This window comes from Endozoicomonas sp. 4G (assembly GCF_023822025.1).
In the GTDB taxonomy this organism is placed as follows: Bacteria; Pseudomonadota; Gammaproteobacteria; order Pseudomonadales; family Endozoicomonadaceae; genus Endozoicomonas_A.
The window spans coordinates 501014-516861 of record NZ_CP082909.1 but is presented as its reverse complement, the minus strand read 5'-3'; the positions used below and the strand labels follow the sequence as shown (position 1 = coordinate 516861).

Sequence of the window (15848 nt, the reverse complement as noted above, 5' to 3'; positions counted from 1 at the left end):
ACTTTGTAATAGGGTTTGCCGGTATCGGTGTTACTGATATCTGTACTGTCAATGTCCAAAAGAGGGTGATCCGCCAGATTTCCCGTCAGGAGCAGGCGGGTTCCGCACCCGCCGACCCCGCGTCGGCAGCGTTTCTGGCCTGGCGCATCCGGGTCCTTGATGACGACAACCTGCAACCCGCTTTCAGAGTGAACCAGCCGGTAGGCCGATGGCGCAAACCCGGCTGCATCGGTTACCGGGGCTTGGGATGTAGCAATGGCGCCAGACTGACCTTCAATCACCTCGCGGTTGTTCTCTGGCAGGAGGTCATGAAGGGTATTCGCCTGGTTCAGCAGCGCAGGCAGGGACACCCATCGTTGGGCAGCGTCAAAACCAATGGCGTTGCCCAGTCGCGCCAGTTGCCCGGCCTCCTTTGGCCAGCCAGACTGGAACAGGGCGGCATCAACCGCCTCGACACTCTTGGCCAGACCCAGGGCATAGAACCGGTCGACGACTGTGCCAAAGGACTCGAGGGTCAGCGAAGGGTTACGCTTCATTCCAAGCTCAATGATGACCGCCGTATCCGTGACCCGCAAGCTGGACTCTTGCAGGAAAATATAGGGGTTTAACCGCCAGTGGACAGGCCTCCCCGCACTCAGGTCAAGCGGGTGCGGCTGTTGCAATCGCTGGCGATAGCTTTCCGGTCCCAGACTGAAAATTTTAATTAACCGCTCGACATCATCCCGGAAACGGTTGGCTGCCAGCTGGCTGTCCTGCAGGGCTTGCCGGTACAGTCTGCCGCTGTGGCGTGTATCCAGAATCGACCCGGGAAACCGGCTACTGTGTGACCCGCTCAGCAGTATCTGTTCCAGATCGGGTAACGGGGTCTTTTTGTGGGTTACCGGCAACAGAGAGCCCGCATGAAAATAGACCTTGCTGCCATCTTCGGTGGTCAGCGTGCTCTGGCCTGAGAGCGATTCCAGACTCTTGATGCGAAACATCGCCGGTGTCTCAGGGTTATCACCCTGAATAATCTGCTCATTGATAACGTCGAGCTGGATCTTGGTAAAGGCACGGGCCAGCCGCCTGACATCGGCCTCCGGATGGTTCCAAGGATGTTCACCCAGTGCTGCCACCAGGGTGAGACGCGGCAATTTCGGTAATGAGGAGAAGCGTCTCGAAAACCACGGCCAGTCGGTATCCATCCTGGACATTGCCATTTCAAGAAAGGCACGGGTCACCTCCTGATCACGGCCCAGTGAGTTCGGTTTTAACGCCAGTTTGAGAGCGCCCGTCAACTTATCGGACTGAGACAGCTGCTCCATACTGCTGCTTTCGAGCGACAGGGCTGCGTCCAGCAGATAATGGCCATTGGCGTCTTTGGAGACCCGTCGCGTTGTGCCGTACTCTGACATCAGCCCGGTCCAGAGTTCCTGATATTTTCCGCCATCCGCCAGGGGTAGCGAGTAGGTGTCAGGCAGTGTGCCGGGCAGCAGTCTGGCGCCGTTGGCAAGGCGGTAATCCAGGGCTGTCCCCAGCAGGTCCTTGATCCTGTCACCCGCTTGCGGGTCCGGGTTACCGGCTGCCTGCTGTGCAAGCTCATTGACCAGATTGTCAGTGACTGGTTGCAGGCCAACACGGTTGATGTGGTGACTGAGTGTGGTCACGGCACCATCGGAAAGGTAGGTGTGGATATAGTCTGCCAGCCTTACCCCCGGAAACAGGGCTTGCCCGGGCAGGTCGTCCCTCGACAGTCGGAACAACAACAGGGTAAACAGCGACCTTAACTGGGCATGGGTTGCCTCGTTGCCGGAAGCCGGGGCAACAGTGTTCACGAACCGGGTGGCGGCCTGCAGACTGGCCAGCAGCCGCTCTCTCTCAGGACCGTCAGTGACAGCAAACAGAACAGGAGCCAGGGGCCCATCCAGGTTCCCGGAGGAAAACCTCAGGATGATTCCGGTATCTGCCTTGCCGGTGTTTTTTGACTGCCAGATGGTCTTCGGTTCATCAACATAAGGAGGCAGCCGGTGCCTGAAATACCCGTCAAATTTTGAGTGAAAGAATCGGTCACTGAGCGGTTGAGGCCGCGTCGAGATAATTTTGTCCACTGCGTAAAAAGTGGCTTCCAACGCATCCCTGTTGGTGGTCTGGTGACTCAGGGAAAGGGGCGGCGTTACCAGTTGCAAGCCAGGGTAGAGTCCGGAACCAAGCCATTTCAGGGTGGTCAAAGGTGTACCACCGATTTTTATCGGGCTTTGATACATCAGGGTGTGCGATCCGGTGGGTCTGTGGACCGTGTAAGTTATTTTTTCAAAGATTAACCGGCCCAGTGCGTTGTCTTTTTTTACTGGCTCCGTGTTGGCAAGCTGCTCGTGAAAGCGCCAGACCAAATCCCGGTTTTTAACCGGGCCAGACAGGGTCGCGATCGTTTTATCCAGTGCCTGAAAAGCGGCATCCAGCAAAGGCCGGTGCCTGCTCAGCTCATCCAGGGAGAGCGGGGCTGTTATCAATTGCAGACCTGGCTGACTGTCGGCACCCCGCCATTGAAGGGTGAATAAAGGTGAGTCATTGACGACTGTCGGGCTTCTGGCCAGCAGGCTTTCCGGTATGGCAGGTTGGTCAATGGTGTAGATTTTTTCAAGGACGATCCGGCCAGATGCGGTGTCCTCTTTCAGATTCAGATTCCCGGTGTCGGCAAGCTGAACCAGGGGTGCCAGTCCCATTTGCTGGCGAACCTTTCTTTCAATATCTTCAACATCTGAAGGGGCAAGCTGACGGCCACCGTTCAGTTCATAGCCGGATTTAACCAGGGCAGTAAACACTGGAATCAAGCTGGACAAACGGTTTTTTTGACTGGCGGTGGCATCGGGGTTAATCACCACTTTCTTACCAGTATGTGATAACCAAACGACGATTTGCTGTTTTCCGGCAACGGCTTTCGGGGCATCAACTTTCAGGGTCTGATCTTGAGATGAGGCTGCGGGATCGTTCCTGATTCTCTTCAGGTAATCCTTGCCCAGAGGCGTTGCCAGGAACTCCTGAAGACCATCGACTAATAAAAGATACTCTGTGCCACCATAACGAAAGTAAGCACGGCTCAGTTTTACCGATATGTGGCGGTCAATCTTGAATGCAGTAGTGCCATCGAACGAATCACGGTCATCATAAAACGAGTCAATAGCCCCGACCCATATCATCGTATTGAGCCCGGCAGTTAATGACACATTCTTCTCTATAAGAGCCTGTTGCAGATAAGTGCATCCCTCTTTCCCGATAGCCTGACGCAGAACCAGACCCGCCCATTCATCAGGCAGATTCCTGTGTGTTTGCACCAGAGCCGTGGTAAAAGTGTCCAGAGATACTTTGGGGTGCTGACGGTGGTAGTTCCGAACCCGTTCAAAAGCCTCTTTCAGCCTGCCCTGATCATGCTGGGCAGACAACCAGTACAGAACCCGGGCGAAATCTGTGACCGACCCGGAAGCCAATTGCCAGTTATAATTGATGCTGCCGATGCCATTCAAAAACTGTGTATACAAGGGGGCTTTCTGCTTTGGCAAAGCGACCGGTACCAGTTCTGTGGTCAGGCCATAGCTACTGCCAGTGCTGATTGCCGATAATCCCCAGACCGCCCGCAACTCCCTTTGAGTCTGACCGAGTGCCACCACTTCGGGGTGGTTTAAAAGGGCTATTGCGAACAGCTTTCCTATAGCGATAGCCTTATGGCTATCAGTATGGCTATCAGAAGCAGTGTCCTTTATTCCCACCGTCAAGGTCAGCGGATGGTTATTCAGATGACTCTGATACGAGCGCCATTCGGGTTCAAGGATGATGGTCATTTCCCGAAACAAGCGACCCAGTGACATTCCGTTCCCGGAAACTATCTTTGCCGACTCAAGCACTGCTTTAATAAAATCTTCGTCTCCGGAGTCCAGAAGTCTGTAGAGAGTGGCGGGCAGATTGAGTTTTACCAGCCGTTGCCAGCGGGCAACAAGCAGGGCGTCGCTGTCAATGGTTGCCAATGGCAGGTCATTATTGAGCTGGTAAGCGGCCACCCGCTGAAAGTCAAAATCTACGGACACTATTTTTTGCAACTGCGCCAGGGTGTCCCAGGATGATTCTGATCGCCCGTCGGTCATTGCCTTAAGATGGGTAAACAGTAGCAACTGGCCCAGTGCGTCCTGCCCGGCTGCGTCCGGTGCTGCCCGCTGATGGCTGACGAAGGAGCGGTTCACATGCTCCCGCTTTGCGCGGTCAAGTTGAACCAGCCGGTCGAGGATGGACACTTTTACCCAGTCCCGGTAATGCCAGGTTCCGGTGTCAGAGGTGAGCAGGGATTGAGCTCTTTTAATGAAGACCCGGTCAACGTCCGGGTCTGTTCCCAGCAGACCCGGATCCTGGACTGACTTTATAAACGCAGTCGTTTCAGGGTCGGGAGGGGCTACAGCAATATTGGCGAGCTTGGCCCAGGGTTTGCGGACCTCAATGACGGCGAAGTAATGGATTCCATCCTCGCCACTGTCATGACTGACGATGGTTACTCTTGAACCTTTGCCAATGGAATCAAGAAAAAATGTTATTTCGCTTTGAGGAAGTTGAAAATATTCCAAATAACCATGATGTAACAGCATTCGCCCATGTTTAATACGATAACCCAGTAAATCCACAAACAGCGAGTTTAACCTGGCTTTTAGTTTTTCTGCAGGCGCGTGCCAGTGTCGGCCAGCCTCCTCCGCCTCCGCTCCCTTTTTGTTCAGCTCATTGACCGTTTCCTCAATCAGCGAAAAAAAACCTTGGCCGTAAGCTTTGATGGCGGCATCAAGACGCTCGGCATCCAGGCTGGAAATGACTGACATAATAAAGTCAGCGGTAGCAAATCTTGGTAATCCACCGAGTTTAGTGACAGGACCACCCGCTGTGTTGCCGAGCTTGCCTCGAAAAAATTCTTCTGTTGAGCTATCCAGTACCTGTTTATAGAGATGCAGGGTGAACATTGAGGCTAATAAAGGAGAATGCTCCAGATTCAGCTTTTGCAAAATCTCGTTGGCCCCGAACTGACAGTGCTGAAAAACCCTTCTTAAGAAATCATTTTTTAGCGGTGCCATAAGATCAGGTATGACAGACGTTATATCTCCGAATGCACGAAGGTCAATTGAAATATTAATTTGTGGTCTTCGATAATAGGTCCCCATTTTTTTATTCCAGGTTTTCAGTGAGAACTTCTTCTCTTTAATATTTGGTTGAAACCTCACGGCAAAATGGTGAAGAAACTCTTTCTGGTATTTTTTTTCCAATCGCACCTTTGATAATGCACTATTGTAATCATCAACCAGATTTTTTATCGTGTAATCATCTTTATCATTTTCAGGTGCGCTATTCACGGTGTCTATTAGAGCTTCCATCGCATCATAAAAACCTGAAGACTTATCCCGATAAAATGAAAGGGGCTGTGGTCCGGTAATGATTTCCAGTACTGTCTTTTCAGTGCTCCAACCAGTCGTTGTGTCGGTGGTCAACATCAGTGAAGGGTAGTTATTGTTAACAGCACCTGCAGGAATCCCGGCTGATTTTGCAAACTTAATTGGAGCATGGCCGTCTACCTCTGTATAGTGCACTTCCATCTCAATGCCGATTCGCCTGGGATTTTGTATTCTTGGGACATTTATTTTTCCCTCAATCTCTGAAACAGAAGGTTCAAGCTCACGCAGGATTTGTTTTTTGATGTGCAAGTAATTCTTTAAGTCGCCGCCGGTTTTTTTTAACTTATACGATGCAACAACAAACTGACTGATCAGGCTTGCCATAATGTAATGTGTTTCAACAGCCGTTTTACCTGCGATGGAGTAACGGGTTGGATCAAATTTCAGGACACTACCGGCATTACCCACCAGAACCGGCTCAGGCGGCAGTGTGCCGGATGAACCGGGGGGAATGGGCACCAGTAATAGCCGGACAGAGCCAGGTATTTTGACCTGGTCAAAGTTTTTACCGGCAGAAGCATCTATAACACCCTGATTCACCAGAGCCTGGAGATCTCCAAAGACTTGGCTCCGTCCTTCATTCAATGCATTGGAAAAACCCTCGAATTTAGAGGTTTCTTTAAGCATTTGAAGAACTCCGATAACTTCATTCCGCAATAAAAACAGCTGTTTTAAAGGAATATCGTTTACCTGAACATATTTGATAAATTGACCAGAGAACAAGATCGCGATCTTCGGCTGCGAACCTTTACCACCATAGGTATCTGGTAGGATTTCTGAAATAAATCCGGGGCTGTCCGGCTTGATTTTACGACCATAGACGTCCATGAAAGAAGAAAACGTTTTGCCAGCGTACGGAATTTTGTCTGGCAGCTTTTGCATAGCACCCAGACCTGACAACAACTTGTCCCTGTCTTTAGGGGGTAAACCGGAGCTGGTTATGCGTTTTTCCAGCATCCGGTAGTCCGCTTTCTGCAACTCCAGTGCAGAACGCAGGTGCGAAACCTGCATCTTTTTCCAATAATCTGTGTGTATATCCACCAGACCCTGCACAAAAGTATCGACAGAGGTCTCCGGGTTTTTTTCGAGGTGATTAATAACGGTTCTGACCGAATGGGCAAGACGCTCTTCCCTGAACAATCCCTCCAATGCCAAATGGAAATCATCCACAGTGCCCCGGGCAAACTTAAGATCATGATCGTTACTGTGAGTGACCAGCAGCTGATAAACCGGATCACTGTCATTGGGCAGTCGCCGCAGTTTCAGACCATTGTCATAACCGTAACGGCCAACCAGAAAAAGAGGGTAATCCGTTTCCCATATTTCCATAGCCCTGACGATAACAGAGAGGGGTACCTGCTTTGCTTGCAGTTGCAGGAGCAGAGCCAATCCGTAGGATTGAGTCAGTACCCGGGCAAGGCGGGTGTTAGACAAACCTGGTCGTACATCAGCAAGCCCGACCCGAATCATAACAGGCTCATCTTTTTCCCGCTGCCAGATAATCATCCGACTGTCCCAGGTCAGGCGGTCTGATTCCAGCCGGATATCAACGAGCGGACTGATCGTCTCCAAACCATTATCTTTCTGCCATTTGCGCCAGAGCAAAAGACTATCGATGAATTCATTCGGTTTATTGAAATAGCCAATCACATCCTCCAGTCCTTTTGGTGGCTCATCCAATTGCGCCAGCTCACGCAGCTGGGAGCGATAAGCATTATGATCAATGGCAGAGATAGAAAAGGGCGAACGAGCCCCCAGAACGGTCTGTGAGGAAGAATAGTGATCTTCGTCGTAAGGCAGGGACGGGTCCAGATAAGCCCGGTGTTCAGGGTTTTCCTTAAGCGGAACCCTGAAGCCGCTGTTGTCGTCGGGAAGTCGGCTGGACAACTCCGCGATCAGGAGCTTCTGCTGGCGACTGGGTTTGTCACCGTTTTTCAGCGTGGTGACTACGCTGGCTACCAGACGCGACAAGAGTTTTGGCATCAGGCTTTGGGCCGCCCTGTGCCCGGTGTCGAAGTGATCAATTTCATTGGCCAGTGTGACCACATCGGCCAGCGGCAGTCGGGCTATTTTTTCATCGAGCTGCTGTTCTGGCGGGGAGAGTGAGCGATGGGAATAGGCTGACTCAATGGTCTTGATCAGCGTCTGGGCATCACGCTTCCCCAGCGGGCCTGAGGACTGGAGCATAAACAGGATATTGCGCAGACTGTCCGGAAAAACCCCGCTGTTGAACTCTGGCACGCTCACCAGAACATAAGTTTCGCCCGAAGGGTTGGCGACAACAGGCAGGTATTTGCCGGGTTTGTCGCCATCAAAAGACTCTCTATTTGACAGAGACACAGGATCAGTGAAACTGACCTTACCATCCGGTTGGCGCTTCAGCCTTTTTTTAACCCCAAGCAAAAGGGTGTTTTGAAACTGTTTTTTTCTGGCGTTCAGTCCCGGCACTTTTTTTGCCACCAGTTTGTCGGCCAGAAAGTCACCCGATAACTCTCTCAAAGTCTTGACGTACTGCTGGGCCAATTCGTAAAAGTCATTTCGTAACTTGTGAGCATAAAGAGCAAACAGGTCATCTTTTCCCAATACCGAAACCAGCAGATCAGGGCTGGAGACCCGGAACGGATCTATGTCATGGCCACCGGGTGCGACAATGTCCTGTAAAGACCCAAGCAGCAGGCGGGTAAACAATGTTGCCATAGCGTTGGATGGTGGGCTTGCGACTTGCCGGGCCAGTCGATACCCCGCCTGCTGGGTCCGAAAAAAATTCTCCTGGGCAAAAGGGTTACCATAGGCCAGCAAGCCAACCCCCGAAAACGGATCACCGACTGAATCTGCGCGGACAAAGGCGCTTAAGTGAAGCTCTCTTGGCTGAAGCTCTCTTGGCTGAAGCTCTCTTGGCTGAAGCTCTCTTTGTGCCCCGGCCTGCGCAAAAGGCAGTTCGGCATCGGCAACCGGCAATGGCATCAACCGGTAAAGGGAAAACCTGTCACGGGTGACTTGTTGCAGCCGAAAGTTGTAATGCTCAACCAGGTCGGAGAGTTTCTGCCTGGAGAGTTTCTGCCTGCCATTGTTTTCGATAATCGTATCAAGCAGTAAGCGTCTGGCCTGATCGAAATGACGGTCATTCTTGCCCAGATAGGCATAATTCCTGCCGAGGGGCAAAGCGGGCAAATTCCGGAGTTTTTTCACCAGCCCTTTTTCAACCGGTAGCTGGCGGGTCATTAACCGCCCCTGTTCGTCTTTCTCAAGCACCAGCTTGACGCGATGGTCTGACTGTGACCAGAGGACAGCGCCGCCGGTGGGTAAGGAGCCGGTCCATTTACGCCCAAGCATATCCACCGCCACCAGGGCATTGCGGGCAGTGATTCGTTTTGTCCGTATTTTACCAAACAGTCTCCTGGCGAACTCTTCCACAGGGTAACGCTCCCCGCTGGCAGCAGCGCCACAGCCAACCAAACTGATGGTGTTGACATATTGCCCACCGGTTATGCGCTTGAGCACATCGGCCAATTGGCTAACCGTCTTCCCGCCCAGGAGAAACTCTTTGGAATCCGCCTGTTTGCCAAACAGGCCCAAGCCAGCCTTGCTACCCTCACTACCATGACCAACAACAATAATACGTGTGTCGTCTTTAATGAAACCGGCTCGCAATATCCTGAGCTCAATGTTACGGCCTGTTCCCGGATTAATCAGGGTTCCATCCGGCTCCAGTCGTATATGCCAGCTGAAATAGGGCTGGTATTTTTTCTTCAGGTAAAGGCTGGCTTTGGCTTCATTGTCGCTGTTACCCAGCTGAAGAATAATCTGGTTTCCATACTGGCTGTCTGCCTCATCGGTCAGGGCATAACGCACGGTTTTATCAGCAGTGGCGACCCAGCTACTGGCCTCTTCATCCGTTTCCAAACTGACTATATCAATCTTTGCTAATGGATTAATTTGTGTGAAATAGGACTTTTGTTCGTAATCAAGAATTTCCTCTCCTGAAAAATAAGCATCGAAATATTGCTTCATGACATCACGAAACACACTTGGCCCTGATAGCTGCAACGTCGAGCCGGATCCATGCAGTATTCCATCAGTCCGATATGAAATAAAAAAACCGGCGGCTGTTCGACTGATTCCCAATTCATTGATAACTGATGCCTTGATTTCATCGGGATCGGAACTATAAAGTTTTGATGGATTGTCTATGTTTAAACGTTCAATCAACTGATGCCGTTTTATCATTTCTTGCTTAACTGTCTTGAGAACCTGGCTGTCCCGTGGCGCAATAATTAAACTATTTCTGGGCTCGACCACTTTTGCAAAGACTAAGGTTATTTCTGCTGAGCCAGGAATAGCCCTGATCGATTCTGGAAAAACGAAAAGAGGCTCTTTTTTGTTTTTATGATTGGCTATGGCCTCTTGAACAGCCTTGGTAAAACCAGGGTACTTTTCCTTTAGTTGATTATATTTCTCCTGTACTTCTGGATCAGGATTCCTTTTAGGAAAAAGTTGTTCCGGCCCTGGCTCACTTAAATACTCCATAATCAAATGGTTAATTAAATTATTCAGCTGGCCTTCAATTAAAAGATTTTCCGGAGGGTTAATGTGTTTAAACAAATTTTGATTATAAGGAGGTAGCGAGTCGACATCCAAATAGACACCTCCCTCACTCTTATCTTTAATAAGCAGATCTACTCTTATCAGGTCCGATGCTGCTGCTAAAAGCGCCCTCAGCCCAAGCTCTTTCTCGTACCACTTTTTCAGGCTGGCTTCATTGCCTGCCTGCCAGAGCTGGTTGATATCGGCCAGTGTGAATCCCCCGGATCCGGGGTTGCCCCGAAGCCTGGTCAGTTCATTGGCAAAATCCGTGAATTCCTTCAGGCTTTGTCTTTGTATTTGTGCTAATTCTCCTCGATCCATACCCAAGTGTTTGACTAAAAATACCTTTGCCATGTCGTCGAAGGTTTTGCCCCGGGCAATGCCATTTTTTATAGTGCTGTAGGCCAGATCTTGTAGCTGAAAAATACGTGCCAAAAATTCATGTTTGCTACTTGCTTCTGCCAGAAATGCTTCGGGTATTTTCTCAGCGGCAACAGCGTTACGTATTTCCCGGGCAAGCACCGGCGCCAGCAACGCTTGCGGGTCGTACCAGAGCGTTAGCGGCCAGGAAGAAACCATCTTGGCCCAGACCTTGAGATGGGCTTTAACACCTTCGTTGAGACGACCAATCCAGATAAAGTTAAGCTTTTCAGGTACCTCGACCAAAGCATCCAGCAGGTACTGGTTTATTGTCGCGGCCAGGTGAGAGATCGCAGCGCCACCAGGAAGAATTCTGGGCAGTTTTTTCTGCATCCGATAGACAAGCATGTATTTTCCAAGAACCGTTCCGTCCTGACGCTGTTGGTCAAATTTTGTGATTATCCTCTCCAGCTCTGCTAAATCATTCGGCTCGAGAACACCCAGCAGATGCGGCTCCAGACTGTGCTTGAACATGGTCAGGGTCGGCACCAGATCATCAGGATTGCTTGGCCCCAGCAACCCGCTGTTCTCTGACAAAACAGAGGGCAGCTGGCGGAGTCTGATGGCACCTTCAGCCAATGTGTCTTTTGCGGACAAGCGTTCGACTTTGATTTCACCGTTACTTATGCGAAAGGCTTTCAGCTTGTCAGAGCTGTCGGCCAGTGACCAGGTCGCCAGACCCGAGTCAGAGAGCAGGCCAACCCACAGGCGACCCCAGATATCGACTCTTAAAAGACCGTCACGGGCAGTCACTGCTGAGGTTTTTGTTGCTCCCAGGGTTTCTTTCAGGTACTGACTGACAAGACCATTGTCGTCAATGCCTGAGCCAATCAGGTTAATGGTTTTAACCGGGGTATCACCGGTCAATTCATTGATTTTTTTTGATAGTTCCGACGCGGTTTGACCGCTCAGGGTAAATTTCCCGCTCCCGGAGTTACCCAGGCCTACCACATGAATTCGGCTTTCACTGTCCAGAAACCTGCCAATATCGACCTTGTTGACCTTTGCGCCTGTCTCTCCATCTAACCAATCATCATTATCAATGACCAGCCAACGGATTGAGTTATAAGTTTGCTGGTGATTTTTATATTTGCGAAACAGGTAACGGCACGCCCTGCTGATCGGGTTATTATCAGCAGGATCCAGCTGGATAATCAGTTGTTGGCTGTATTGGCTTGTGCTCTGCGGATCCGTCTTAATATAGTTTGTGATGTCGTTTTCGTGATACCAGAAAGCTTCTGTTTCGCTGGAAATGGTATAACGTGTCCCGGAAGGCAATAGAAGATAATCAAGTAAAGCTCTATGGCTTTCAGTCCAATCTACTGCACTATTGCTTGCTGACAACGCGTCATCACCATTCAGTAATTGGTAGCCTTCCGAAAATTTCCATACACCACCGAGTCGATAATAAGCCAATTTCGGGGTATCAATTCCTGCTTTGGTGAAAAACGTTTTTGTATCCTGGATAGATTTCCAATCTGTTACGCTTGGCAATTTATATTGATCAATCGTCTGGTATTTTAATAAGAGGCTGTTTTCGACCGCCTTCATGGTCGGGTCGCCCTGTGATACTGAAAAAAAACGACTTTGCATGTTTTTTAGTGGCAGGTCGATCGTACCGGGAATAATTTTAACTTCTCCCAGAGGTTCAAACAGTTGCGAGGGATCAGCACTCGCCAAACGCTGCTCGATGTCATTCTTTAACCGGGGGTATTTTTTACCGAACCAGGCAAGATCGTCTGCAACCCTTTGTTCAATGGCAGGGTCTTGGTCATCAGGAAGGAATGCTTTGCCAAGCTGTTGGATGACAAGCTGTACCTGTACCGTCATTACCCTGCTCCAATCGGTAATGCTGACGTCAGAGAAATCAATACCCTTGAAAAGATCCTTATTAATGACCGGCGAAAGGAACGTATCAGAATAAACACCACCGAGAGTGCCAAGCACCCTGCTTTTCACCAGCGCACTGGCTGCAGGCTTGTTACCACGTAACCCCAGCTCTCTCAAATAGTAACCTTTGGCCTTATCTCCCTCTTCTCCGTAAGCATCGGCCCAAACCGTTTTAATATCCTCGCGGGAAAACTTCGCACCGGGATAAGAAGACTCTACCTTCTGTTTAAATCGCCGGTAGGCATTCATCATTTGGTTTTTTATCTCATCAATATCCGATGATTTATGGTTGAGGTGGCGCACCAGAAAATTCTTCACCGCCAGATCAAATCCCTGACCCTGTTTCATGTCTGACTCTATGAATTTCCAGGCCTGGTCTTGCAGCTTCATGAATCCTTCCATTAAATCCGAGTCAAAATTAGACGGATCACTGGGACTGGATTGACTGGTTAATTGACTGATTACTGCTTTTTTGAGGGCATTGGTAAGCAGAGCAGTGAGCATTGCGTCCGGGTCGGACCAGAGGGTTATTTGTAAATCGGACTTTGCATTGGCGGCAATCCATAACCAGATACGGTTCAGCTCCCCGACCGTTGGGCTAATGCTGACAAAATGCAGCTTTTCAGGGACTGGCACCATGCTGGATTCAATCCAGCTCTGGATGTCTGTAGCCAGTTTCGCAAACTTTTCACCGGTTTCCAGCGGGTGGTTCTCGGTCAGGTCAATGAGTTGATCGTAGACCCCTAATACCAAAGCGAAAGTAGATGGAGTCTGCTCATGGCGAGAACTGTCAAGCTTGACAAAAGCCTCGAGCAGATCTTCAAAACGTGCGTCCAAGTCGTCGTTTGCGGCGCGTTGGTAGTGTAATAACGGCGCAAATTTCTTTAGGAACGCGTCGGAGTCAGGAATCAGTTTGTCAATTAATTTCAGGCCCTGACCTCCAGCAGAATCAGGATCAGAATCGGACCGGCGAACCCTGCGCTTTGCCACCGGTCTGATCACTGCGTTATAGCGCCACAGAGGGAGAGGCAGTGAGTTATCAAGTGCCGTCATTGGGCCAATGGCAACCAGTTGCAGACGATAGGTACCGTTCCCGTCGGGCTCTGCCTTCAGTTCCAGATGACGCCCCAGAGACCCGTACCCGGTCACTGCCAGGGATATGGATTTTCTGGTGTCTGTCACTGTCGTTTGATTAAACCTTACCTGTACGGGCAGGGTTTCTTTTAGCATCACCTGACGGGGGTTCACTACCGGTAACGGCAGTTTGTCCTGTTCGAGATAGTCCTGTTCGAGATAGTCCTGTTCGAGATAGTCCTGTTCGAGATAGTGCCGTGGCAAACCAAGCTCAGCACGAATCCGGTTTTTGGCCGCATTGGTATCTTCTTCTGGCGCCAGCCCGAGCGCCAGCCGCAATGCCTCCCCCAGCTGGTAAAAGAACGAAAGATAACCTGACATCCACCCGGAACCGTAGGGAAAATCCCCCTCATCCGGATCAAAAGGGATAATCGTGAAGGTGCCGTTATTAACTGTCTGGTTAACCGAAGCAAGATCATGGACAGTGTCATTATTCGTACCATGCTCAATGGGCAGGTAAGTCAGTGGGCCGGACTGACTGGCGGAGGACGCGCCATTGCGACCGGGGATAATTAAACTGACATACTCTCCGGGGATCGTCCTGTTGTGCTCATCGGGGGGGATTTTCAGTAAACCCTGGTCGTGTATATCGCCAAGGGTGTCAGGTCTTACAGGGATTGTTATGTTGCCCGACAGCATCTGTACCGCGTTGGTGTTGTTCAACCGCTGTCTGAACAGGTCACTGGCATCCACCAGTTGCCGCAGGTCACTGGTGAGGGTCTGGTTACTGGAACGGGTCAGGTAGTCCGGCGTCAGGTAAACCCCTACCCTGTCACCCAGAGCCTTGAGGGTAAGGAATCTGCCCCGGACACTGCTGGTAGTGTTGTTCAGGAGCGGTGCCTGCTCCAGCTCCAATAGGCTATCGTTTTCATCCTGTTGTTCATCCTCTTGTTCACCCTGTAGCGCCTCATCATTTTTTTTCAGTCGCTGATAAAGGTCTCCCGACTCTGATGGCCATTGCCGGGCCTGGTAACGTTCATCAAGCCCATAGTGCGATTGCAGTGCTTCCAGCCTGTTGCCAGTGATCCCCCAAAGCTGTTCAATACCGGCCACAGCCACGGCATTGTCGGTCAGGGTTTTTCGCCATGCAGGTACCAACAGGGATGACAGGCCGTGCCCAAGAGCCTCGTCAGAGTGCCGGGAAAGATCGGCGGCTCCCAGACGAACCAGTGGTTGACTGTCGTTTGTGAAAGTTGCGTCACTGTCAATAAATAATCGGTCGGACTCTGCCTTGATAAGAGGGATCTTGTTGTCCGGGCCAGTCGGATTACTGGCAATCTGAAGTCCCTGAAGAAAGGTCAGCAACTGCCGGTTAAAACCACCGTGTAGAAACAGTCCTGCCAGTTTATCAAGGTCAAAAACCAGTCGCTGGAGCGTTTGTGCCGGATCCTTGTAACCCAGCGAATGATAGCCTTCCGCATCAAGGGTGATGTCCACCAGCCTCAGTGACGGAGCGGCGTCGCCCTGGGGATATACCCTGACCGCTATCTCCGTTCCGTTAACCTCGGTGCGGTAACCTTCGCCAAAAGCAGGACAGGCTATTGTCTCGTTGATTCGCAAAAGGGGAGCGACGGGCGTGAAGGAAAAATAACTGTCAGGCACGGGTCTGGTAACATTGCCTGTTGAAGGGATCTCCTCGCTTTTGAGCCTGGCAAGTGTTTGACCAAGGTCGTTTTTAGAATGCCAGTGCCTGGCTTGCAATTCGGCACTTAGAGGGGTTGGCGGCTTATCAGGATTTTTTGGGGCATTGAACAGACCGGGAAGCAAAGACTTCAGCCAATAGAGTGAAGCCGGTGGTACTTTCTGATTCAACCATTTGGCAGCCAGCGTTTCAGAGATAAAGTCGAGCTGTGTTTGAGTGGCTATAGCAGAAACCACATCATCCGTTTGGTTGATGGGGGACGGGATTAAAACGCCACCATTTTCTGTAGAACCATATTGGCGCACCTGAAATTCTGACCAGAAGTTATTGGGGTCACAGGCCTCATAAACGACCATTGCCATATTTTTTAGCAAGGTGGCGACGAGCCGGTCAGCTCCGATCGATTGCCCGATTAACAATGTCACGCCATCGTCGTCATAATAAATATGCTGATCCGGCAAATCAGAATCAGACAGGATAATACTGATATTCCGATGTATATAGTGAGGAAAAAAACCCGACCGCTCGATTAACCAGAAGGCTCTTTCAACGGCTGTCTTTACAGCACTGATGTGTGCTGGCGTGGCCCGGTCTGTCGACAGCTTGATGATAAAAGTATCGGTATTAACAATGGCCGAGTAAAACCAGTCATCGCGGGTATCCAACCACTGTCTTTTGGGAGCAGGTTTGCGAGGATTAGTATCAGTCAGATTGGCAGGCAT

At 50.5% G+C, this 15848-nt stretch carries 1 protein-coding gene (cut by a window edge); it reads right to left on the bottom strand.

The annotated features are described in order from the left end of the window. Positions 1-15848: the 5' portion of a TcdA/TcdB catalytic glycosyltransferase domain-containing protein gene (locus tag K7B67_RS02290; protein WP_252178756.1), read on the bottom strand. The gene continues 12139 nt to the left of window position 1, outside the view; 15848 of the gene's 27987 nt are visible here — the first part of the coding sequence; the start codon lies at positions 15846-15848; its stop codon lies off the left edge, out of view.